Source organism: Halomonas sp. IOP_14 (genome assembly GCF_021021315.1).
Classification (GTDB): domain Bacteria; phylum Pseudomonadota; class Gammaproteobacteria; order Pseudomonadales; family Halomonadaceae; genus Vreelandella; species Vreelandella titanicae.
Genome location: NZ_JAINWD010000001.1, coordinates 82,222 through 104,512, shown reverse-complemented (window position 1 = coordinate 104,512; position 22,291 = coordinate 82,222). Strand labels below are relative to the sequence as shown.

At 54.5% G+C, this 22,291-nt stretch carries 24 protein-coding genes and 2 tRNA genes; 12 read left to right on the top strand and 14 right to left on the bottom strand.

The features are described from left to right. Positions 1 to 58: 58 nt before the first annotated feature. From K7H09_RS00495 to K7H09_RS00485, 3 genes are all read right to left on the bottom strand, one after another. Positions 59 to 424 carry a metalloregulator ArsR/SmtB family transcription factor gene (locus K7H09_RS00495; RefSeq protein WP_022522558.1) on the bottom strand — a complete coding sequence of 122 codons (366 nt, stop codon included), beginning with the start codon at positions 422 to 424 and terminating at the stop codon, positions 59 to 61. A gap of 164 nt (positions 425 to 588) precedes the next feature. After that, a tRNA-Asn gene (locus K7H09_RS00490) sits at positions 589 to 664 on the bottom strand. A gap of 96 nt (positions 665 to 760) precedes the next feature. After that, positions 761 to 836 (bottom strand) — tRNA-Asn (locus K7H09_RS00485). A 198-nt stretch (positions 837 to 1,034) separates the two neighbouring features. Here K7H09_RS00485 and miaB point away from each other — a divergent pair. The 5 genes from miaB (at position 1,035) to lnt (ending at position 6,798) form a co-directional block, all read left to right on the top strand. Next, positions 1,035 to 2,378, top strand: coding sequence for a tRNA (N6-isopentenyl adenosine(37)-C2)-methylthiotransferase MiaB (gene miaB / locus K7H09_RS00480; RefSeq protein ID WP_009288234.1), 1,344 nt, complete (start codon positions 1,035 to 1,037; stop codon positions 2,376 to 2,378). A gap of 234 nt (positions 2,379 to 2,612) precedes the next feature. Further along, positions 2,613 to 3,692, top strand: a complete 1,080-nt coding sequence (locus K7H09_RS00475) for a PhoH family protein (protein WP_009288233.1) — start codon at positions 2,613 to 2,615, stop codon at positions 3,690 to 3,692. Further along, positions 3,689 to 4,174 (top strand): rRNA maturation RNase YbeY, encoded by a 486-nt coding sequence (gene ybeY / locus K7H09_RS00470; protein ID WP_009288232.1) that lies wholly within the window; start codon positions 3,689 to 3,691, stop codon positions 4,172 to 4,174. The genes K7H09_RS00475 and ybeY overlap by 4 nt, the downstream gene beginning before the upstream one ends. A 179-nt stretch (positions 4,175 to 4,353) precedes the next feature. Further along, positions 4,354 to 5,253 (top strand): HlyC/CorC family transporter, encoded by a 900-nt coding sequence (locus K7H09_RS00465; protein WP_009288231.1) that lies wholly within the window; start codon positions 4,354 to 4,356, stop codon positions 5,251 to 5,253. Between the two features lie 63 nt (positions 5,254 to 5,316). Further along, entirely contained in the window at positions 5,317 to 6,798 is a 1,482-nt protein-coding gene (lnt, locus tag K7H09_RS00460; protein ID WP_230803115.1) for an apolipoprotein N-acyltransferase, read from the top strand. Positions 6,799 to 6,927: 129 nt separating this feature from the next. Here the strand turns inward: lnt and K7H09_RS00455 are convergent, their stop codons facing one another. Further along, a complete protein-coding gene (locus K7H09_RS00455) occupies positions 6,928 to 7,989 on the bottom strand; it encodes an NAD(P)-dependent alcohol dehydrogenase (RefSeq protein WP_009288229.1) in 1,062 nt (353 codons plus the stop codon). Positions 7,990 to 8,209: 220 nt separating this feature from the next. Here K7H09_RS00455 and K7H09_RS00450 point away from each other — a divergent pair, with 220 nt between their 5' ends. After that, the gene (locus K7H09_RS00450) at positions 8,210 to 9,103 is read left to right on the top strand and encodes an AraC family transcriptional regulator (RefSeq protein ID WP_039860276.1); all 894 of its coding nucleotides are present in this window, start codon (positions 8,210 to 8,212) and stop codon (positions 9,101 to 9,103) included. Between the two features lie 20 nt (positions 9,104 to 9,123). Here the strand turns inward: K7H09_RS00450 and K7H09_RS00445 are convergent, their stop codons facing one another. Then, positions 9,124 to 9,549, bottom strand: a complete 426-nt coding sequence (locus K7H09_RS00445; RefSeq protein WP_022522552.1) for a VOC family protein — start codon at positions 9,547 to 9,549, stop codon at positions 9,124 to 9,126. Between the two features lie 134 nt (positions 9,550 to 9,683). Between K7H09_RS00445 and K7H09_RS00440 the strand changes: the two genes are divergently transcribed. Then, positions 9,684 to 10,568 (top strand): LysR family transcriptional regulator, encoded by an 885-nt coding sequence (locus tag K7H09_RS00440; RefSeq protein ID WP_009288228.1) that lies wholly within the window; start codon positions 9,684 to 9,686, stop codon positions 10,566 to 10,568. 32 nt (positions 10,569 to 10,600) lie between these two features. Next, a complete protein-coding gene (locus K7H09_RS00435) occupies positions 10,601 to 10,834 on the top strand; it encodes a DUF3820 family protein (RefSeq protein ID WP_022522550.1) in 234 nt (77 codons plus the stop codon). Here K7H09_RS00435 and K7H09_RS00430 read toward each other — a convergent pair. After that, positions 10,831 to 11,190, bottom strand: coding sequence for a hypothetical protein (locus tag K7H09_RS00430; protein WP_230803114.1), 360 nt, complete (start codon positions 11,188 to 11,190; stop codon positions 10,831 to 10,833). The genes K7H09_RS00435 and K7H09_RS00430 overlap by 4 nt on opposite strands. Before the next feature lie 111 nt (positions 11,191 to 11,301). Here K7H09_RS00430 and K7H09_RS00425 point away from each other — a divergent pair, with 111 nt between their 5' ends. Continuing rightward, positions 11,302 to 12,069 (top strand): DUF1499 domain-containing protein, encoded by a 768-nt coding sequence (locus tag K7H09_RS00425; protein ID WP_009288227.1) that lies wholly within the window; start codon positions 11,302 to 11,304, stop codon positions 12,067 to 12,069. A gap of 29 nt (positions 12,070 to 12,098) precedes the next feature. Here the strand turns inward: K7H09_RS00425 and K7H09_RS00420 are convergent, their stop codons facing one another. From K7H09_RS00420 to K7H09_RS00400, 5 genes are all read right to left on the bottom strand, one after another. After that, a complete protein-coding gene (locus tag K7H09_RS00420; RefSeq protein ID WP_027960044.1) occupies positions 12,099 to 12,461 on the bottom strand; it encodes a ribbon-helix-helix domain-containing protein in 363 nt (120 codons plus the stop codon). A 139-nt stretch (positions 12,462 to 12,600) separates the two neighbouring features. Continuing rightward, positions 12,601 to 13,170, bottom strand: coding sequence for a DJ-1/PfpI family protein (locus K7H09_RS00415; RefSeq protein ID WP_022522546.1), 570 nt, complete (start codon positions 13,168 to 13,170; stop codon positions 12,601 to 12,603). A 111-nt stretch (positions 13,171 to 13,281) separates the two neighbouring features. After that, the gene (locus tag K7H09_RS00410) at positions 13,282 to 15,381 is read right to left on the bottom strand and encodes a methyl-accepting chemotaxis protein (protein WP_009288225.1); all 2,100 of its coding nucleotides are present in this window, start codon (positions 15,379 to 15,381) and stop codon (positions 13,282 to 13,284) included. A gap of 45 nt (positions 15,382 to 15,426) precedes the next feature. Next, positions 15,427 to 16,548, bottom strand: coding sequence for an ABC transporter substrate-binding protein (locus K7H09_RS00405; protein ID WP_230803113.1), 1,122 nt, complete (start codon positions 16,546 to 16,548; stop codon positions 15,427 to 15,429). 318 nt (positions 16,549 to 16,866) lie between these two features. After that, positions 16,867 to 17,481 carry a flavin reductase family protein gene (locus K7H09_RS00400; RefSeq protein WP_022522543.1) on the bottom strand — a complete coding sequence of 205 codons (615 nt, stop codon included), beginning with the start codon at positions 17,479 to 17,481 and terminating at the stop codon, positions 16,867 to 16,869. A 122-nt stretch (positions 17,482 to 17,603) separates the two neighbouring features. On the opposite strand from K7H09_RS00400, the gene K7H09_RS00395 reads away from it, so the two are divergent. The 3 genes from K7H09_RS00395 to K7H09_RS00385 all read left to right on the top strand — a co-directional run bounded on the left by K7H09_RS00395 (position 17,604) and on the right by K7H09_RS00385 (position 19,295). Then, on the top strand, positions 17,604 to 18,551 hold the full coding sequence (locus tag K7H09_RS00395) for a D-2-hydroxyacid dehydrogenase family protein (RefSeq protein ID WP_230803112.1): 948 nt from the start codon (positions 17,604 to 17,606) through the stop codon (positions 18,549 to 18,551). Positions 18,552 to 18,648: 97 nt separating this feature from the next. Then, on the top strand, positions 18,649 to 19,065 hold the full coding sequence (gene arfB / locus K7H09_RS00390) for an alternative ribosome rescue aminoacyl-tRNA hydrolase ArfB (RefSeq protein ID WP_027960041.1): 417 nt from the start codon (positions 18,649 to 18,651) through the stop codon (positions 19,063 to 19,065). After that, a complete protein-coding gene (locus tag K7H09_RS00385) occupies positions 19,065 to 19,295 on the top strand; it encodes a DUF1289 domain-containing protein (RefSeq protein WP_084625311.1) in 231 nt (76 codons plus the stop codon). Before arfB ends, K7H09_RS00385 begins: the two co-directional genes overlap by 1 nt. Here K7H09_RS00385 and K7H09_RS00380 read toward each other — a convergent pair. The 3 genes from K7H09_RS00380 to K7H09_RS00370 are packed head-to-tail and all read right to left on the bottom strand — an operon-like array spanning position 19,262 to position 22,140. After that, positions 19,262 to 20,326: a proline racemase family protein gene (locus K7H09_RS00380; protein WP_009288221.1), complete on the bottom strand. Its 1,065-nt coding sequence runs from the start codon at positions 20,324 to 20,326 to the stop codon at positions 19,262 to 19,264. The genes K7H09_RS00385 and K7H09_RS00380 overlap by 34 nt on opposite strands. Then, on the bottom strand, positions 20,326 to 21,516 hold the full coding sequence (locus tag K7H09_RS00375) for a zinc-binding dehydrogenase (protein WP_022522539.1): 1,191 nt from the start codon (positions 21,514 to 21,516) through the stop codon (positions 20,326 to 20,328). Before K7H09_RS00375 ends, K7H09_RS00380 begins: the two co-directional genes overlap by 1 nt. A gap of 45 nt (positions 21,517 to 21,561) precedes the next feature. After that, positions 21,562 to 22,140 (bottom strand): NnrU family protein, encoded by a 579-nt coding sequence (locus K7H09_RS00370; RefSeq protein WP_009288219.1) that lies wholly within the window; start codon positions 22,138 to 22,140, stop codon positions 21,562 to 21,564. Positions 22,141 to 22,291: the final 151 nt, after the last annotated feature.

Sequence of the window (22,291 nt, the reverse complement as noted above, 5' to 3'; positions counted from 1 at the left end):
ACGCCGCCCCTTCGCAAGGGGCGGCGTTTTGGTTTTAACTCTGGCTTTAGCCCTGATTTCAACAGAGCGCCGCCAGGCGGGCTGGCCGGTCACCCATTTTGGTTAAGCGCCGAGTCAGCGCAGCTAACTGGGCGGCACTGCCCTGGCCACCCGCGCGAATAACCTCATGAGCCCAGGCAGGCAACTGGGGGGCAAGCCGGTAATAGACCCACTGCCCCTCACGCTGATCACTCAGCAACCCACACTGACGCAGCTGAGCCAAATGACGCGATACTTTAGGCTGGGACTCCTGCAGCGCATAGGTCATTTCGCACACGCAAAGCTCCTGCTCTTGAGCCACCAGCAGTACCAGCATCAAACGCGTCTCATCGCTTAAACATTTAAACACCTGCAAGGCTTGCGGTGTATTCACTTTGCCCACCATAAACTTCCCAGACTGATTGACTATGTGTAGTTTACGCCACAAGAACCGTTAGCAGTAAGCACCGCGCGAATGCGCGGCATTCAGGCACAGAAAAACACCCAGATGCCATTAAGCAGCGAGTATTAAAGAAACAGTGAGACTTAGACTAACAGGGGGGGATTAAATGGCTCCTCGAGCAGGACTCGAACCTGCGACCCAATGATTAACAGTCATTTGCTCTACCAACTGAGCTATCGAGGAACAGTGCACTACCTGTTATATGAAGATATCCCCGTATCGGCATATCTTAAACAGCTAGCTAATGCGCAGTACCTGTGAAGTACTGATGTGATAACTTGGCTCCTCGAGCAGGACTCGAACCTGCGACCCAATGATTAACAGTCATTTGCTCTACCAACTGAGCTATCGAGGAACTGCTCAAACACGGTGCGTAGTATACCCATAGAATCGTGAGGGTCAAGTATCGATTATGGATGAACGCTAGCCGCTGGTTTCTTGTATCCGTATAATGCGCCAACTAACGATAGCGGTTCGGGCACTATCACTGCCGACCGCACGACGACACTCCATTCATCCTCGTCCCCCGACGACTCATAGATGACAGGTACCGATGGCGAAGAAGCTCTTCATCAAAACGCACGGCTGCCAAATGAACGAGTACGACTCCTCCCGCATGGCGGATCTACTCGGCGAATCTCACCAGCTCGAACTCACTGATAATGAGCGTGAAGCCGATGTCATTCTGTTAAACACCTGCTCGATTCGCGAAAAAGCGCAGGAAAAAGTTTTTCATCAGCTGGGACGCTGGAAAAAACTTAAAGACGCCAATCCCAACCTGGTGATTGGCGTGGGCGGCTGCGTGGCAAGCCAGGAAGGCGAAGCCATTCGCAAGCGCGCGCCTCACGTGGACATGGTGTTCGGGCCGCAAACCCTGCACCGCGTACCCTCAATGCTGGATGCCCGTGGCAATAATCAGATTGCGGCGGTAGATGTCACCTTTCCAGAGATCGAAAAATTCGACCACCTGCCCAAGCCCTCTTCTGATGGCGCAACGGCGTTTGTGTCGATCATGGAAGGTTGCTCAAAGTACTGCACCTTCTGCGTGGTGCCCTACACCCGCGGTGAAGAAGTCTCGCGCCCCTTTGAGGCGGTAATGGATGAAGTCATTCACCTTTCCGACCAGGGCGTGCGCGAGATCAACCTGTTGGGCCAGAACGTCAATGCCTACCGCGGTGAAAACCAGCTTGGCGATGAAATCGACCTGGCCGAACTGATTGCCTGCGTTGCGGCGGTTGAGGGCATTGACCGCATCCGCTTTACCACCTCACACCCGGTGGAGTTTACCGACAGCCTAGTTGACGCCTTTGCCGATATCCCTGAGCTGGTGAGCCACCTTCACCTGCCGGTACAGTCGGGTTCAGACCGTATTCTTACTGCCATGAAGCGCGGGCATACGGCGGCCGAATACATTGAAAAGATGGAGCGCATCCGCGCCAACCGCCCGGACATCAGCTTCTCTTCTGACTTCATCATCGGCTTCCCCGGCGAAACAGAAGAAGATTTTGAAGCGACGATGAATTTAATTCATCAAATCGGCTTCGATCATTCGTTCAGCTTCGTTTACTCCGCACGCCCCGGCACACCTGCTTCTGGCCTGCCGGATGAAACACCGGAGAGTGTCAAAAAGCAGCGTCTGGCGATTCTGCAGGAGCGGATCATTCAGCAAACCGCGCAAATTAGCCGCCGCATGGTCGGCAGCACACAGCGTGTACTGGTTAACGGCTTTTCGCCCCGCGACCCCGGCCAGCTCTCAGGGCGTACCGAGAATAACCGAGTGGTTAACTTCCGCGCTGCCAACCCCACCGAACTAATCGGCTACTTTGTCGATGTAGAGATCACCGAGGCATTTCCCAATTCGCTACGCGGTGAGCTTGCCTCACCTGAGCGCTATTGATTGTTTAACGCATTTATAAATGCCCGATAACGAGTGCGAGAACAGGTTGTAGCGAGGGTCTTTTGCCAGGGATGGCAAAAGTAGCGCCCAAGGAAGGGTTCACAGCGCCCTCGCGGAAACCTGCTCTCGGCACCGTACTGTATAAAGTACCTTTCAGTTAGCATAGATCATTGCCCCGCTTCTGGTGGGGCAGTAAGCTGAACGATACACACACTAACGAGGGGTTCCCCACTCTTGAGCCAGCCAACACCTCAGGCCAATCGCATCATCACCTTAAGCCTTGAACCCAATGATCCGCAGCGCCTTGCTAGCCTTTGCGGCCAGCAGGACGAGCATTTGAAGCTGATTGAAAGCCGCCTAGATGTGACGCTGCGCAACCGGGGCAATGTGTTCCAACTGGCGGGCCCAGCCAACCGCATCAAAGCAGCGGCGAACGTGTTGGAACACCTCTATCGCGAAACAGCGGCGAGCGAACTTGAGGCCGACACTGTGCACCTGTTCCTGCAAGAGTCCGGGCTTGAAGCGCTGGAAGAGGAAGCTGACGGCGTCGGCAGCAGCGATGAAGTGATCATGCGCACCCCACGCACCATGATCAAACCGCGCGGGCTCAACCAGCAGCGCTACGTATCAAGTATCCGTGAACACGACATCAATTTCGGCATTGGCCCTGCGGGTACCGGTAAAACCTACCTCGCTGTTGCCGCCGCGGTTGAGGCACTCAACCAACAGGAAGTACGCCGCATCCTGCTCGTGCGCCCGGCGGTGGAAGCGGGTGAAAAACTTGGCTTCTTGCCCGGCGACCTGGCCCAGAAAATCGATCCCTACCTGCGGCCCCTTTACGATGCCCTGTATGAAATGATTGGCTTCGAGCAGGTGGCAAAACTGATTGAGCGTCAGGTGATTGAGATTGCCCCGCTGGCCTATATGCGTGGCCGCACACTCAATAACTCCTACATCATTCTGGATGAGAGCCAGAACACCACCCCGGAGCAGATGAAAATGTTCCTGACCCGGATTGGCTTTGGCTCCACCGCCGTGATTACCGGCGACGTGACCCAGGTCGATCTCCCCAAAGGCCAGCGTTCAGGGCTGATTCAGGTGCTCGACGTGTTGAAAGACACTCAAGGCATCGGCGTCACCCACTTTGCCGCCAAGGATGTGGTACGCCACCCGCTGGTACAGCGCATTATCGAAGCCTACGATATGTTCGAATCCCAGCAGGAAGTGGAAGAGCGTGCTCGCCGCGAGGCACGCCAGCAAGAGCGTGACGCACGTATGCAGGCACGCGAAGACGCATGGGATAGTTCGCGATGAGCGAGGCCATTGAAGTCATCGTTGATCGTCAGGCGGCGATTGACGAACCACTGCTACCCAGCCTGCCACAGCTCACCCAATGGGTGGGCTGTGTGTTTGCCCACCACCCTGACGATCAGCGTCTTGAAGTGACTATTCGCTTTGTGGATGAGCTTGAAAGCCAAACGCTCAACCGTGATTACCGCGGCAAAGACAAAACCACCAACGTGCTGTCATTCCCTTTTGAGAGCCCGCCGGGTGTGGATTTACCGTTACTCGGCGACCTGGTGATTTGCCATGCCGTGGTGGCCAAAGAAGCCAACGAGCAAAACAAGTCGATCGAGCACCACTACGCCCATATGGTCGTGCATGGCATCTTGCATTTAATGGGCTACGATCATATTGATGATCACGAGGCCGAGGAAATGGAGCAGTTTGAGCGCGAGCTGTTAGCCGAGCTAAGCATTCCTGATCCGTATGCTGACAGCCCCCCCGCTCAATAGGGAACACGCTTAGCCCCTTACCTCTTTATTATTTAGCGGTGAGTGCGTTAAATCACGTAACAACTAATCTGGTACTATCCCCCGTTTCAGTGATAAAACAGCTACCTGACGACATGGTTTATATAACGATGTCGTCAACGAGATAGCAACTGTCTGCCCGCAAACGAGAGAATTGACGCATGAGCGAAGACCGATCGAGCAACCCCAATCAAAAATCCTGGCTCGAGAAACTCTTTGGCGCCCTTTCCGGAGACAATGACGAACCCAGCTCACGCGATGAGCTGATGACGTTTTTACGCCATACCGCAGGGAAATTAAAGCTGGATCAAGACGCCATTATGATCATCGAAGGGGCGCTTGATATCAGCGATCAGCAGGTTCGTGAAGTGCTAATACCTCGCTCCCAGGTCTCAGCCATCGCTCTGGATCAAACCAGCGACGGCTACCTACCACTGATTCAGGAAACCGGCCACTCCCGCTACCCGGTGATTGGCGAAAATCTGGACGATGTAAAAGGCATTCTGCTGGTAAAAGATTTACTCCCCCTGCTCTCCCAGACACAGGCCCAGCGTGATGCGTTCAAGTTAGATGACATTTTGCGCCCCGCGATGTTTATCCCTGAATCAAAACGGCTAAACAGCCTACTCAAAGAGTTTCGGGATACCCACAATCACATGGCAGTGGTGGTGGATGAATACGGCGGCACCGCGGGCATTATCACCATCGAAGATATTCTTGAGCAGATCGTTGGCGACATCGAAGATGAGCACGATACCGATGAAGAGGACGATATCCGCGAAATAGAGAATGGCCGCTACGCCATTCGCGCACTGACCCCCATCGAAGATTTCAACGAACGCTTTGACACCGAGTTCTCTGACGATGAGTTCGATACCGTTGGCGGCCTGGTAATGCAGCAGTTTGGCCATCTACCGCGGCGCGGTGAACACACCATTCTGGGCGGCTGGCGGTTTGTGATTCTCAATGCCGACACCCGACGCATCCGTCTACTCGAAGCCTATCGCGACACCCGCCGCGATGACGAAGAGGATGATGACCAGGAGAACAAGCCAGCCTAGGCGCTTGTTGTCGCGCTGTTTTCTCTCCACTCCCTCGCACTTTACCGTAGATAGGTTATCGCTATGGGTTTACCCCCCGCGTTTTTGTTACAGCTGCTTGCCGCCCTGGTGGCGGGCGGTTTCACCACCCTAACGGCTTCCCCTTTTGAGCTTTGGTGGCTTGGCCCGGTGGCCATTGGCTTACTCTATGTGGGCCTGCACACTTTAACCCCCGCCCAGGCGGCCCTGAAGGGCTGGTTATACGGTGTGGCACTGTTCGCCAGCGGCACCTCTTGGGTGTATGTCTCTATCCACGACTATGGCTACACCGGTGTACCGCTAGCTGTTTTCCTAACAGCGCTGTTTGTGACGATTCTGGCGCTGTTTTTTGCCGGCACTTTCTGGCTCTACCGGCGCTTCACCTCCGCCCGGCTTGCGTTTATCAGCTTTGCTGGCGCCTGGGTACTGGGCGAGGTGCTACGCACCTACTTGTTTACCGGCTTTCCCTGGCTGTTGCTGGGCTCTGGCTACGTCGACTCGCCGCTGGCTGCCTGGGCACCCGTTGGCGGCGTCTACCTGCTCTCGCTGCTGGTCGCACTTAGCGGTGCGCTTGGCGCTGAACTACTGCTGCGCCGTCAGTGGTGGACACTTGCGCCACTGGCGTCTATTTGGCTAATTCCCTTGGCACTCCCCCATCAGTGGACCACGCCTGTGGACGAGCCCACGCGCGTGGCACTGCTACAGGGCAACCTGCCGCAGTTGCTGAAGTGGACGCCCGAAGGGCAGCGCACGGCGGCGAATACCTATAGCAACCTCACCCGCGAAGTCGCCGATGAGGTTGACCTGATCATCTGGCCAGAAACCGCGCTGCCAATGATGGAGACCCAGGCCCGACCAGTGCTGGAGCGGGTGCAAGCGAACCTACCGCCCGACGTCGCTCTGCTCACCGGCATCGTTCAGCGCGACGAGCAGGAGCGTTACTTCAATAGCGTGATTGGCGTCGGCGACGTAGAGGGCAGCTACCAGAAAGAACACCTGGTGCCTTTTGGTGAGTACCTGCCGCTGGAGAGTGTACTCCGCGGGGCGATTGATTTTTTTGACCTGCCCATGTCGACCTTTACCAAAGGTGAGCATGAGCAAACACCGATGCAGGCCGCCGGGATTCATATTGGTAACGCTATTTGCTATGAGATCATCTACCCACAGCTAGTCGCCCGCCGAGCCCAAGACAGCGGTGTCATCATGACGGTGTCTAACGACACCTGGTTTGGCGCCTCAATTGGCCCCCACCAGCATCTGCAGATGGCACGCCTACGCGCTCTAGAGAATGGACGCTATGTGATCCGCGCCACCAGCAATGGCATTACCGCTATTATCGATTCCAGTGGGCGCATTGTTGAACGCGCGCCGCAGTTTGAGACAACCACGCTCACCGGTGAGTTTTACGCCATGGAGGGTCTAACGCCTTTCACCCGCTTGGGTAGCTGGCCAGCTTGGCTGTTAGCAGGCTTGATGCTCTTGCCCGGCGTGGTGGCAGCAAGAGTCACACGCCAACCACGAAGTTGAAACGCCTCAGGCGCTAAAGTGGCTAGCTAGAAAAACGGCCCGAGTCCTCTGCAGGACTCGGGCCGTTTTGTTTTGCTCCAGCTAGCTACCTACCTGAGTGGATAGATAGGCAGCTAGACAATCCGTTATTTAGGCTGCACTGTTTTTTAGCGTGGCCATATCAATCACGAAACGATAGCGCACATCGCCTTTTTCCATGCGCTCAAAACCTTCGTTAATGTTATTGATATCGAGCATCTCGATATCACAGGTAATGCCCTGATCGGCGCACAGCTTGAGCAGCTCTTCGGTCTCCGCAATGCCACCAATTAGTGAACCGGCAACCACACGACGCTTAAAGACCAAATTGAACGCTTCAATAGCAGGCTCAATGGGCTCTAACAAGCCGACAATGATATGGGTACCGTCATACTTCAACGACGTTAGGTAGGGGTTTAGATCGTGTTGGACAGGTACGGTGTCGAGCATGAAATCAAAGGTTTCAGCCACGGCATCCATTTGTGCCTGGTCGCTGGAAACCACCACGTGGTCTGCACCGTTACGCTTCGCTTCTTCAACCTTGGCGTCGGAACGGGTGAACACCGTGACTTCAGCGCCCAACGCTTTGGCCAATTTAACGCCCATGTGGCCTAAGCCACCCATACCGATCACACCGACTTTATGGCCTTTGCCCACGCCGTGATGCTTGAGCGGTGAGTAAGTCGTTACACCGGCGCATAGAATCGGCGCCGCTGAGGCCAGATCAATACCATCAGGCATCTGTAGCACAAAGTGCTCGCTCACCACGATGGAATCGGAGTAGCCACCCTGGGTTAGGGTGCCATCCTGACGATCTTCGCTGCCGTAGGTCATGGTGAAGCCTTCCAGGCAGTACTGCTCTACGCCATCTTTACAGGCAGCACAGGTACGGCATGAATCGACCATGCAACCGACACCCACCAGGTCACCGGCTTTAAAACGCGATACTTTATCGCCCACAGAGGTCACGCGTCCGACAATCTCATGGCCAGGTACGACGGGATACTGGCTCATGCCCCAGTCATTGCGAGCAAAATGCAGATCGCTGTGGCAGACACCACAGTAGAGAATTTCGATGGCGACGTCATCGGGGCGCGGCTGGCGACGATCAAAAGTAAACGGTGCTAAGGGCTTATCGGCAGCGAATGCGGCGTAGGATAATGCTTGGCTCATCGGTGAAACTCCTTATCAGCAAAAGACTGCCATATAAATCAGCAGACATTTCCCCGCATGCGAGGTATGCCGATAGTATTCGCCTAATCAGTGATGATAGCGATGAACGAAGCTACGTCATTTTTGCCAAATACTCCGATAACACGTAATAAAATAACAAAAAATTGGCATAAATCATTATGATTATGCAAATTCCACTAGAAACCTAAGAGAAATCCTCATGACCTCCACCGCTCAGGCTGGCAATACGCTGGCTGCCGTTATCGCACCACTGGTTAAAAGCGACGGAATCAATAGCACATCACTGCCCGGCGTGTCGTTACTCTGTTTAAGCCGCCACCAGATTCGCACACCGCTGATCTATGAGCCAAGCCTGACCATCATTGCCCAGGGGCGTAAAATGGGTTATCTGGGTGATCGCGAAATCTATTACGACCCCGGCCACTACTTAGTCCAAACGTTGCCACTGCCCTTTGAGTGCGAAACCTACGGCTCGCCGGAAGCCCCTTTGCTGGGTATATCGGTGCGCCTGGATCCGGCACTATTAAGCGAGATGGTGACAGCTATGGGCGATACCGGTCATCACGCCCAGGCACCGCTGCCAATGGCCTCGGTGGCCATGACAGAGGGCATGCAGGACGCCGTATGGCGCTTAGCGCGCACGCTAAACGTAGCGGTAGAGTGCAGCGCCATGGGCAACGCCCGCATTCGTGACGTGGTGTTTGAAGCGCTGAAGGGAGAACAGGGGCCTGCTTTACGGGCGCTCGTACTGGGGCATGGTAACTATTCACGCATTGTGCAGGTGCTCTCTAAGCTCCACACCCATTTTGCCGACGACTTTAGCGTGGAGCAGTTGGCAGCACAGGCCCATATGAGCCCCTCGACTTTTCACCAGCACTTTAAGCAAATTACCCGCTCATCACCGGCTCAGTACTTAAAGCGGTTGCGCCTAATCAAAGCGCAGCAGTTGCTGCTGCAGGATAATCACAACGTTAATCAGGCCGCTGCGGCGGTGGGTTACCGCAGCGTGCCTCAGTTTAGCCGTGACTATAAGCGCTACTTTGGTGAGCCCCCGCTTCAGCATCGCCGCCAGGAGCAAGCGTTACGCGCTTAAAACGAGATTTAATGCAGGGCTTATTTAGCAAACACCTGACTCATATCTTTAAACGCCTTGAACTCCAGGGCATTTCCGCAGGGGTCGAGCAGAAACATGGTGGCCTGCTCACCTACTTCGCCTTTAAAGCGAATATACGGCTCGATCACAAACTGCGTATCGCGCGATTTCAAGCGCTCGGCCAGGGCTTCCCACTCGTCCCACGCTAATATTACGCCAAAGTGCGGCACCGGGACGTTGTGCCCATCTACCGGATTAGTGTGGGCGCTCTCTTGCCCCGGCGTTTTGGGCTGCTCATGAATGACCAGTTGGTGGCCAAAGAAATTAAAGTCGACCCACTGCTCGCTGGAACGCCCCTCTTCCAGGCCAAACACATCATTATAAAACGCTCGCGCCAGCGCCACATCGTAAACGGGAATCGCCAGATGGAAGGGTGAAAGGCTCATGGTCATTCTCCACATTATTGGGTTTTATGAGGGTTAGCGGGCACTTTATGCAGCCCCGCTGTATTAATCCTAGGGCCGCTCATGGGAAAATAAAATCAATAACTATTTAGCTGATTCACAAAAAGGATTGATCAATGATCCGTGAGCTAAAAACGCTGATTGCGGTAGCACAGGAAGGCACCTTTGCCGCAGCGGGCAATAAAATTGGCCTGACTCAAGCGGCGGTAAGCGCACAAATGAAACGCCTCGAGGAAGAGTTGGGTATCCCACTGTTTGAGCGTAAAGGGCGTGCCGCCATCTTGACGCAGCGTGGGCAGGAAACGTTAAAGCAAGCTCATGCACTGCTCACCCTCTACAGCACGCTGGGTGCGACGACTGCAGGCCAAGCCACCACTCAACGGGTCAACATTGGGGCCATCGCGTCCATACAGCGCTCGCTACTGCCCGATGCGCTGGCGCGCTTTCATCACGCCTATAGCGAATGCCGCACCCGCGTGGTGCCTGGGCTCTCCATGGAGCTGGTGAATCAAGTCGACGCTGGGGAACTGGATATGGCGGTGATTATTCGCCCGCCCTTTTCACTGCACAGCGATTTACGCTGGACGCCCCTTGCCCACGAGCCATTTCGTTTAATCGTGCCGCGCCATATTGAGGGCGATCACTGGCAGGAGCTGATCGCCCGCCAGCCATTTGTCCGCTACGACCGTGCTTCCTTTGGAGGACGGCAGGTCGAACGCTTTCTACGCGACAATCACTGCAATGTACGTGAAGTATGCGAAGTGGATGAACTGGAGGCCATCGTTAAACTGGTCGCCAAAGGGGTAGGCGTTGCTCTGGTGCCCCAAGCGATTGCACAGCAACCCTGGCCAGCGAAAGTGCGTGCGATTGATTTAGGCGAACGCACCTTTCACCGCGACATAGGGCTGATACATCCCAGTAGCGGCCATTTGAGCGAACCCGCCCGGGCGCTGGCCCAATTGATTGGCGAAATCGCTCAGCGGCCTGATAATGGCGCCTAAAATGTTTCGTTCAATATCAAAGGAGTAACTGCATGAAACCAGAGGATCTGGAAAAGCTAGTGACGCGTACCATGCCCTTTGGCAAGTACGAGGGTCGGCTTATCGCTGACCTTCCCGGCCCTTATTTAAACTGGTTCGCTCGGGAGGGGTTTCCCTCCGGGGAAATTGGCCAACTGCTGCATCTGATGCACGAAATTGATCATAATGGGCTTGGCCCGTTGCTTGACCCACTGCGAAAAACACCTAGCCAGCGTGGCGAAACTTAAGGCTGAACGTTTTTATCTGCGTTCTCACGCTCGTCAAGGGCACCCTGAAACTCAACACGGTAAGCGGCCTCGTGCTGTGCGGTATCCGCAGGAAAGCGGCCTAAGGTGACGGCTAGTTCAAAAAAGCCAGCCGCAGGTAAATCGCCGCCTCGCCGGCTGACCACCAGTGCTGCGATGAAAGGCTTCTGCTGTGCGGCGTCTTCGCGCATTAACTGCTCTAACGCCTGAGTGACTTGAGCGATAGTCCGCGGCGGTGTTAGCGCTAGCGCGCTAGCCACCTGCTGATATGTCATTGGCAGGGCGTCACGCGGTGCGCTGAGCAGTAGCTGGCGAAGAGCGGCTACGTTATCGGTCATATATATCCTATCGTCAGGTTTTAACACGTTCACATTGCCCATTGACCCAGTGTTTGTGCTAAGAAATAGTTGTGCTAAGAATAGCGAAATACGCTGTGATAAGGAGAGAACATGGTAACGCGACTAACAACGGTACGCCCTCGTGGAGGCCGTTGGCCAGGCGTGCTAGCTGGCTTAGCCATTTTGCTGCTAGCGGTGGCGACCCTAATGATGGCGGGCTCCGGGCCTGCTTATCGGGGCGAATTTATCAGCCTAGGCGAGGCGTTCAACTTACTCCGTAACGGCGTTTATGCCGCTGGAGGAGCAGTCGCGGTCAGTATTGTCACGCTACTGTTTAGCCTGCTGGTTCATCGCTCTAGGCCCGCCTTAATAGCCACGCTGGTTATCGTCGCCGCTGCTGCACTGCTTTACGTACCCTGGCAGCATTGGCAACGCGCTCAACAAGTGCCCGCGATTCACGACATCACCACCGATACGCAGAACCCTCCTGTCTTTGAAGCGTTAGCTGACGCACGAGAAGCGGCGCCTAACGCGGTTGACTACCCGGGCGACGCCACCGCTCAGCAGCAGCAAGCAGCCTACCCTTATATCAAGCCGCTGGTCTTGGACGAGGCCCCACAAATGGTACTCGCTGCCGCACAAGCTGAGGCCGAAGAGGCTGGCTGGCGGATCGCACGAATTACCGACAACCACATAGAAGCCACCGCGACCACGCGCTGGTTTGGCTTTGAGGATGATGTGGTCATTCGCCTAACCGAGCTTGAGAACGGAGTACAGGTGGATATGCGCTCGGCATCACGTCTGGGTGCCAGCGACGTGGGCACCAACGCAGCGCGTATTGAAAAATTTTTAACGGCGCTGGAAGCGCGACTTGAGTGACCGCTTCAATAACGCCTTACTCACTCCCGTCAATGCAATGGATCACGTCTATTGCCGCCCTCGCGAGCTAAAATTTGCTCAGCATCCAGGGTGGCGATAGGCACTTGATGCTGGGTAGGAATATCACCCGTCAATTGAAGCGCCTGATAACGCAGAGCGCAAACGCGTAAAAACGAGGTAAAGTTACCCAAATCGTGCCCGGCGTCGATAGATTCATGATAAAGCCGAGTAATCATTTGGGCCGTGTTCATTCCATCACGCTGGGCAATCTCTTCGAGAATGTGCCAGAAGTAATTTTCCATTCGCACGCTGGTAACCATGCCATCGATACGCAGCGAGTGTGTCGCACTGCGCCACAGCTCTGGGTCGGCTTGAATAAACAGTTTACACATAGGCTGTCTCTCGGGGTGTTCGTAACCACACGCATTATCAGGAATCCTCTGATTAGAGCATAGCGGCAATTATTGGCACAGCAAACAAGAGCGCCCAGCGGGTGCTGGGCGCAAATTTCGTTAGGTTAGTGGGCCAAGCTCACTTATTCAGTAGCGCCATAAACTGCGCCAGCCAGGCTGGGTGGGCAGGCCATGCGGGGGCGGTGACCAGGTTGCCATCGGTTACCGCATCGGTCACTTCCAGGTTGGCAAAGTGGCCACCCGCAAGCTCTACTTCCGGCTGGCAGGCCGGGTAAGCGGAGCACTGCTTCCCTTCCAGTACTTTTGCAGCGGCTAATAGCTGAGCGCCGTGGCAAATCGCCGCCACGGGTTTATTGGTCTCAAAAAAGTGCTGAACCATGGTTAGCACCTCTTTGTTCAAACGAAGATATTCAGGTGCACGTCCACCAGGCACTACCAAGGCATCGTAATCGGCGGGATTAATGCTGGCAAAATCGGCATTCAGGGCAAAACGGTGGCCGGGCTTTTCGGAATAGGTTTGATCGCCTTCGAAGTCATGAATCGCCGTCGCCACAGTATCGCCCGAGGCTTTCCCGGGGCAAACTGCATCGACACGATGGCCGACTGCCATAAGTGCCTGAAATGGCACCATGGTTTCATAATCTTCAGTGAAATCGCCGGTGATCATTAAAATGCGCTTGCTGCTCATCTCAGTGCTCCTCTTGGTTATCTTATGGTTATTGATCGAGTGTTTGAGCACACGCAGGGCGTGTTAGATGAGACTAGCAAGCGCTTTCCGACAATAGGTAGTAATTGCTTACTACTGAGTCACTTTCTCCTGCTGCGGAAGCGCTAGATGCCGTTGCCCTGCCGCGTCGCCGACCCGAAAGCGCCCTACCAGTGAATGCATATCACCGGCACGATCATCCAGCGTATGGCTGGCAGTCGTCGCTTCTTGCACCAAGCGGGCGTTCTGGTGTGTCACCTGATCCAGCTGCGAAATTGCCTGGTTGATCTGATCAATACCAGCAGATTGCTCATGGGTCGCCCCAGCAATCTCGGTAACATAGCGCGTCACCTCTCCCAGGCTATCAATGATTTCCTGCAGGTGTTTGCTTGAGGCGTTTACCAGTTGCTCACCCTCGCTTACCTTGGCGACACTGTCGTCTACCAAATGACGAATTTGGGCCGCTTCATCGGCGCTACGTCCCGCTAATTTGCGCACTTCTTGGGCCACTACGGCAAACCCACGGCCCTGCTCACCCGCTCGCGCCGCTTCAACAGAAGCGTTGAGCGCCAGCAAGTTGGTTTGAAAAGCGATATCGTCAATGGCTTTGATGATCGAGGTAATCTTTTCGCTCGCCTCGCGGATATCACCCATTGCCGCCGTGGTGCGCGTTGATACCTCACCAGCGGCACGGGCACGCTGATCAACATTACCGCTAGCGTCTTTGGCTTGGTCAGCGTAATCAGCGGTCTGTTTCACCGTGGCCGTGATCTGCTCGAGGCTTGAAGCCGTTTCCGCCAACGATGCTGCCTGCTGGTCAGTACGCTGGGAGAGGTTTTCATTACCGGCGGCAATTTGTCGGCTGCTGGCCGCGATGGCTTCGGCACTTTCACGAATTTGTGCCACCATGCCTTCAAAAGTATTCATCATGTTGTTAAACGCTTGGGCAGTTTGGCCCACTTCATCATTGCGCTTAAGCTCTAGTCGCTTAGAAAGGTCAGCGTTTTCCCCTGCGGCTCCGCTGATGTTTTCCATTTGCTGGCGCATCGCCACTAGCGGGCCCAATACACGCACCATGGTACGCCAGCCAAAGATGGCAAGCAGCGCGATGACCGCCAGAGTAACCATAATCAGCAGTGAACGCCCGGCGTTGGCTAATGCTTCGGCCTGGGTCGCGGCGCTGTCCGCCTGAGCCACGGTAAATGCCTCCACGTCGCTCAGCGCCGTGCGCATCTGCGCCATGGCTTGGGCAACATTAGTGAGCGCCGCTTGCACCTGGGCGTTTAACTCTAACTGCTGTAAACGCAGCTCATAGACAGCGTTGTCATCGGATACCATCAACCCATCCAGCTCTACGATGACATCGTCTAGATCACTGATTTGCGCGCGCTGGTCTACTTCGGTGCTAGGCGCGTCGGCGATCGCCGCCAGTGATTGGCGAGCTAGACCCACCTGCTGGGCAATTTCATTGTGACGCAAATTGACCAGCGCATCGACGCTAGTCGTTTGCATCATCTGGCGGCCAAGATCTGACAGCTGCGCTAATGCCATGCGCGCATTGCCGCTCAGGCGTCCGATGTCCGCTTGCGCGGTAAACATATTGTCGAGCAATTGGGTCGGTAACGTGGTCATGCCATCTTCGCGCCAGGCTTCCACTAACTCGCGCTGTTCACGGTCACTGCGAACCTGTGCTAGCGCCGTCCGCCCGGCAATATCTTCGGCACTTAGTATTACTTGAGAAATAAGCGCTTGCATTGCACTGATGCGCTCAGCCATCTGGGTTTGTAGGCTCAGCTCTTCGCGGCGTACGGCTTCCAGCGCCGTATCTCCTTCCAGCAATGCTTGATAGTGGCTATCCAGCTCACTCAACCCTTGCGCTTGATCAACCCCATGGAGGCCTTGCCGTGCATCATTAAAACGCTCATCCAGTGCCGCTTGAGAGGTGGTCTCATCTAGATCAGTCACGCTTTCTGCGGCAAGCAAATCCGCATGGCGTTGACCAAATGCCCCCATGGTAAGCACCATGCCCATGCTGGCATCCTGAAGCGGCAATACTTCATTGGTAATATAACGCTGTGAGTCGATTAGCCGTTGGTTGGTCGTCCAACCGGTTGCCGCCAGCACCACAGCGCCTAGCACTGCGGCTAAGAACAGGCTGATCAACATCGCTCGAATACTTAAGGTTTTTTTCATTATCTGTTTTCACTTGTGTCAGGGGACAGACAGGTAACGTAAGCTTTAGGGCAACAGGCTTGCCCATTCCACCGACTCGAAACGGCCGTTTTTAATAATGGTTGGCCATACCGCATCACTGGCTTGATGGTCATTTGGCCCCAAGCTCAACGGCTCTTCCAAACCAATATCAACCGAGCCCAACCCAAGCAGACCATCCACAATCGCCTCACGGTCAGGGTTAGCACCGGCCGCTCTTACGCCCTCAACAAAGAGTTTTGCCGCCAAATAACCTTCCAGGGAAATAAAGTCAGGCTCACTACCACGGGCATGGGTTTCCAGCGCTTTGCGGTAGGCCTCAACGGCGGGCAGGTCAGCATTTAGCGGTGGGACGACTTGGGTAATAATGACGCCTTCCGCTAGATCGCCAAGTTCATCCATAAGTGCTTGGCTGCCCACAAAAGAAACGTTCAGAAATAGCGTATCAGGTAGGTCCTTTTTCGCTTCACGAATGAAGTCCGCTGCGGGGCCGTAAGTACCGACGATGATAACGGCGCGTGGTGTCACCGGCGCTTCCAGAATGGTCGCTAAGCCCTGGTGAATATTACGTGTACCACGAGTAAAGCGGCCATGAGCCAGTGCCGCGATATTGTCGACGCCATGGGCAGTTAATGCCTGGGTGGCACCATTGTATCCTGCATCGCCAAAGCTATCGTTCTGCGTAAAGAAGGCGATCTCCTCGGGCAAAACACCTGCCTCCAACAGCCCGCCCACCATGGCGGCGGTTTCTTGTACATAGCTTGCCCGGTAGTTAATCACGTAGCGGTCAGGCGGCGTTTTGCGCAGCACACCCGCGCCAGTAAAAGCGCCATACAGCAGCGTTTCATATTCATTAAAGATGGGAATAGTAACGGTGGCCGTCGGAGTGCCGACATTTCCGATCGCCGCGAGCACTTCATCCTCTTGAATCAACTGTCGGGTATTACTGGCGGCCTGCAGCGGTTTGTACTGATCATCCCGGGCAATTAACGCCAGGGTTTCACCATTAACCCCGCCTGCCTCGTTGACTTCGGCAAAGTAGGTCTCGATACCTTTTTGCATACCCAATCCTAGCGGTGCGGCCCCACCGCTGGAAGGAGCAACAATACCGAAACTCAGCTCTGCCTGCGCAAGAAGTGGAACAAACATTCCCACTGCTAATGCTATATTCGATAAGTATTTTCTTAATAAGACCTTTTGTGACAAGGCTTTTATTAACAACCCGATTCCCAATCGTTGCATTGATCTGCTCCTTGCTGGCTAGATCACTTCCCCACTACATAAATGGCAATATCGAATACGTGCAATGGTTAACACCGCACGCGTTCGAAATCACCAACCAGTTCTTATCTCTATCGGCGGGAGGATATACGACTAAAGATTAATTATCGTTGGTTGCTAAGTAACAAATATTACTTAGATTGTAACAGTTGATGTCACACCCGCCATTAGCGCAAAATTATGCTTTTAAGCAGGTCTTTCGATGGCAAAACGGTCACTGATACGGATGTAATCACTGCCTGCAAGCCGACCAACAGGTTTGAGTCGATCCATATCTACATGGCGACCATCCCACAGCGAATCGTCAATATGGATGGAGACAACCTGAGCCAGCACCAAAGTACCTGCTAGCGGCTGGTCACCAAAGCTAATCATATCGAATAGTTTGCAACCAAACGCCACGGGAGCGTTGGCAATGCGTGGCACGCTGACCCCAGGCATCTCAGCTTTTTCAAGGTCGGCCAGCGCAAACTCATCCTCTCCTGGCGGCAAGCTGGCGCTAGTGGTATTGAGCGCTTCTATCAACCCTTCACTACCCACATGTACGACACATTCAGGTACTTCTTTTAAATTGCGCACGGTATCTTTAAGTTCACCGCTACCATTCAGCAGTGGAGAAAACGCCAGCACCGGTGGATTCACGCTGACCACGTTAAAAAAGGAAAATGGCGCCAAATTGGTATTTCCTTGCTTATTCTGGGTAGACACCCAGGCAATAGGCCGGGGGCAAACAGTGCCCGACAGCAACCGATAAATAACCCCTGGGCTTAGTGGGGAATCATCCAATAGGTAGTCGCTCATTTTTGACTCCTGAGTAATGGGTTTAGGCGTATTATCAACCTATAACAGCTATCACTTTACAACAGCATTGCCAGCATAGACGCGTTTTACAAACATATGCTGCCCAGCAAGGAACCGATTCAATGAAAATTGTCATTGCTGATGATTATCAGGACTGTGTGCGCAGTTTAGACGCTTTCAAGCAGCTAGAAGGTCAAGAGGTAAAGGTTTATCACGATACGCTTACTGACCTGGATGCATTGAGCGCGCGCTTTCAGGATGCCGAGGCGTTGGTACTCATCCGTGAACGCACGCCTATCACGGCCGCCCTGCTTGAACGCTTGCCCAACCTGAAAGTCATTAGCCAAACGGGTGGTGGTGCAGCGCACGTGGATATGGAGGCTTGCCGCCGTCATGGCATCACTGTTATGACGGGCACTGGCTCGCCCTATGCGGCGGCAGAATTAACCTGGGGCTTGGTGCTTGCCGCGATGCGCCATATACCCGCAGAGGTCGAGAACCTGAAAGCGGGCCGTTGGCAGCGTACCTTAGGCACGGGCCTTAAAGGCCGCACCCTAGGCATTTTTGGCTATGGCAAAATCGGCAGCTTAGTAGCGCGCTATGGCCAGGCATTTGAAATGAACGTTTTGGTGTGGGGAAGAGAAGGCACCCGCCAGCGCGCTTCAGATGCTGGACTAGAGGTAGCCAAAAATCAGGCTGATTTGTTCCAGCGTGCGGATGTGCTCAGCCTACACCTTCGTTTAAACGACGATACTCGCGGTATCGTCAACGCTGAAACCCTCGACCAGATGAAGCCCACATCTCTGTTGGTGAATACCAGCCGTTCTCAGCTAGTGGCACCTGGGGCGCTGGAAAGAGCACTAAAAGCCGGGCGACCCGGTCAAGCTGCGGTAGACGTATTCGATGCAGAACCTGTATTCGAAAACTCACTGCTGGGACTGTCCAATCTGGTCGCCACACCACACCTTGGCTATGTGGAAAAGGATAGCTACGAGCTCTACTTTGGCGATGCGTTCAGTAACCTGCTGGCCTACATTAATGGTCAGCCCGTTAACAACCTAGCTGGCTAACCGGGCGCGCTAAAACGTGGGCTAAGCACCTAACGACCATCGCCTCTGTGCCAATTGTGCTAGCCTTATGGGTTCACGAGTAACACAGGGGCCATTAATGCTCACCATTTCTAGCAATGTTACCCTGGCTGATTGGGAGATTGATATTAGCCAGATTCGCGCCCAAGGCGCGGGCGGCCAGAACGTCAATAAAGTCGCTTCAGCGGTACATCTGCGCTTCGATATTCTTAGCTCAACACTGCCACCGCTGTACAAAGAGCGCTTAATGGCGCTGTCCGATCAGCGCATCAGTAAAGAGGGCGTGGTGATTATTAAAGCCCAGAGCCATCGTAAGCTTGAGCTGAATAAAGAGGATGCGTTGGCACGCTTAAAAGAACTGATACAGAGTGCCACCAAGCAGCAAAAAGCACGCCGTGCCACTAAGCCCACCAAAGGTTCACAGCGCCGCCGCGTCGATCACAAAACCCGTAAGGGCAAAATTAAATCGCTGCGCGGTAAGGTGTCGGCCTCTTAATGACTAAAGACGCCGCACCTCCTGCTCAGCGCCCCCTTTCGCCCTGCATACAAATCTGTCAGATTGAACCAACAACATCGGTGTGCGAAGGGTGTGGTCGCACGCTGGATGAAATTGCGGTTTGGGGCAGCATGACCGAGGCCGAAAAGACCCCGGTATGGGAACGCTTAATAGGCGAAGGCTATGTTTCTAACGGCTATGTTTCTAAAGGCAGGGCTTCCGGCGAGTGACGGTCGCGCAAGATATGGTGTAGCTCGCCACACGCGACCATCGGGTCATCACAGTTAATCACAATATCCGAGTGGGCCAATACATAGCTGCGGCCAGTAATGGTATTTTCCACTACCTGGTAAGCCCCTTCCTGATGGGTGCCAATGAAGGTGCCGATAAACCCCGTCTCACGCAGTGACACCGTCTCTAGCTTATCACCTACATTCAAACGCCCTTCGTAGTTCATTAGCGCTAGACGTGCCGAGGTGCCGGTGCCCGTTGTGCTGCGGCAAATAACGCCTGGATGAACGTAGGTCGTTGACCGTGAACGTGTATACCCCTCCCCTATCTGCTCTTCAGGCCCCATAAAGTGCAAAAATGGCAGAGGCCCCACATCGCCCAGAGTGTAGTGAGAAAAGCCCCGCTGCGCTTTTATTGCCTCAACAATTTTGTAGGCACACTCTGAAAGTGCGCGCTCCTCATCACGCACCAACTTAAAGCCCAGCTCGGTTGCATCGACCAAGGCGTAAAAGCCACCGCTATAGGCGATCGAATAGGTGACTTCGCCAATCCCCGGCACTTGAATCGTATCGCGATAGGTATCGATATAGCTGGGAAGGCCGCCACAAGTCACCGACTCCACCACACCGTTATGCACCTTCGCTTCGATTTGCACTAGCCCCGCCGGCGCTTCAAGCTTAAAGCGCTGTATGCCTTCCTGCTTGGGCACAATGCCGCTCTCCAGCACGGCCGTGGCGGTACACAGCGTGTTGGAGCCAGAGTAAATAGGGTACCCCATCACTTCCATAATGATGTAACCCGCCACCGCCTCAGGGTGAGTGGCCGGCACCAACAAATCGACCGACATTTCCGGGATGCCGTAGGGCTCTTCGAGCAGCAGGCGGCGCAAACCGTCGGCGTCATCACGCAGGTACTCCATCTGCTCGCGAACGGTGGCGCCAGGCAGAACATCAATACCCCCTGTGACGATACGGCTAACGTCACCACCGGCATGAGTGTCCATTAGCTGGATAGTATGAAGGTTATGCACTAGCGGCGCTCCTGAACGGCAGAAGAAGGATTTTCAAGGGCGAACGGCGCACCGTGAGATGCCCACTGAGCATCGGGAACAAGCACAATTTTGCCTAGATAATTGCTGCCCCGGTTAACAAAATAGCGCTCGGCGGCATGCAGGTCAGAAAGCTTAAAAGCGGCGTGAAGTACCGGTTTTAATTCCCCGCTGCGAATCCACGCCACCAGCTGTTCGGCCTCTTCTCGGGTGCCATGGGAAACGCCAAATATCTGTACTTGATAAAGATACACGCGGGTCCACATCATTTCGCTAAGGTTCCCACCGCTGGCACCGGCAATAGAGAGACGGGGGTAGCTCTTACGCCCCTGCATATCGACAATCATGGTGTCAATAAACAGGTTGGTCATCTCACCGCCGACCAAGTCCATCACCGCATCGATTGGTTTGCCGCCAGTGGTTTCCAGCACCCGGTCAACAAACGTCGGTAGGTCGCCACGATCAATGACCGCTTCTGCGCCTAGTGCTTTGAGCGCCTCGGCTTTATCTAACTGGCTAACGGCATACGGGATAGCGCCAACAATACGGCAGAGCTGAATGAGCGCAGTGCCCACACCGCCGCTGGCACCGCTGACCAGCACACGCTCGCCAGCACTCACCTTGGCGGCAGTCATCATGTGGTAAGCCGTTTGATAAGAGCACATGCCCATTGAGGCCAATTCAGCGTCGTGAAGCTCGGGGTTGGGCACGTGATAAAACTGATCAGCAGGCACAGCGATATACTCAGCAAAGCCGCCGTCGGCTCCATGGCCATAGTAATCCGGGGTTAGATTAATATCACGGCGTTCATCGGCGTAAATATTAAAATCCAGCAAACCTCGCTGACCAATGCGCTCAGCGTCAACGCCCTCTCCCACCGCCACTATGCGGCCAGCGACGTCGGCGCCTTGAATACGCGGGAAAGTTAAGGTTGGCGTACCTCCCATGGCAAAGGACGTGACATCGCCTTTGTCCTTGGTAGGGTACAGCCCTTCACGCGCTTTGCGATCAGTGTTGTTCTTCGCCGTGGCGGTCACCTGCACCAGCACTTCGCCCGCCTTGGGCTGCGGCGTGGCGACATCCTGATGGTATTCCAGCTTTTCGATACCGCCATGTCCGATCAAAAGCATAGCAGCCATTGTGGTGGGCACCGTGTGTGTTGTCTCGGCCATGGAGTGACTCCTAGGTTGGGCTAACGTCAAACTGCTAAAAATAGATTAGCTAAAAACAGGGACGCCAATCAGTACTGTGTGCAAGTAAAAGGCAAACACCACATACGCTACCAAGCCGACGAGTACGGTAACAATGGTGGCCATTTTATGGGTGCTGACGGGCGCGGGCGGTGCAAGACGGCCACGTTTTTTGGCGGCTTTGAACGCCAGGATAGCCCAGATAAGAAAGGCAGCAAAAAAGATAATATCACCCAAGCGACCGTTGGCCAGCAGGTGAGCAAAAGCCCAGACTTTCACCGCCAGCATCATCGGATGGCCAAGTTTGGCCTTAATCGCGTTATGCGGAATGTATGCCGCCACCAGCATAATAAAGGCCGGCACCATCAGCAGCGCCACCGCATGGCGCATTCCCATTGGCGGGTACCAGATATAGATGGGATCAAGGCGCATCTGGCCAAAACCGTATATAGCAATGGCCAGGCCAACGATGGATACCGCCGAATAGGCGACTTTCCAAGTGGTTTCGCCATGTTTCGCAATCTGCTGCTGACGCCAGTTTTCAGCAAAGATACGTACAGAGTGGCTGCCTAAAAAAATCAGCAGCCCGATAATCATAATCGTCATGGAACAACTCCCAGTGAAAACGCTAGTCGACGGCTTTATGCCTTATAGTCTTGGTCGCTGGAGAGGATGCCACACTCAGCCACCGACCACCTATGCATGGGTCAACTTTTTGTTTCCTGGAGTCGTTCTATGGGGAGACTAAACCCCGTCC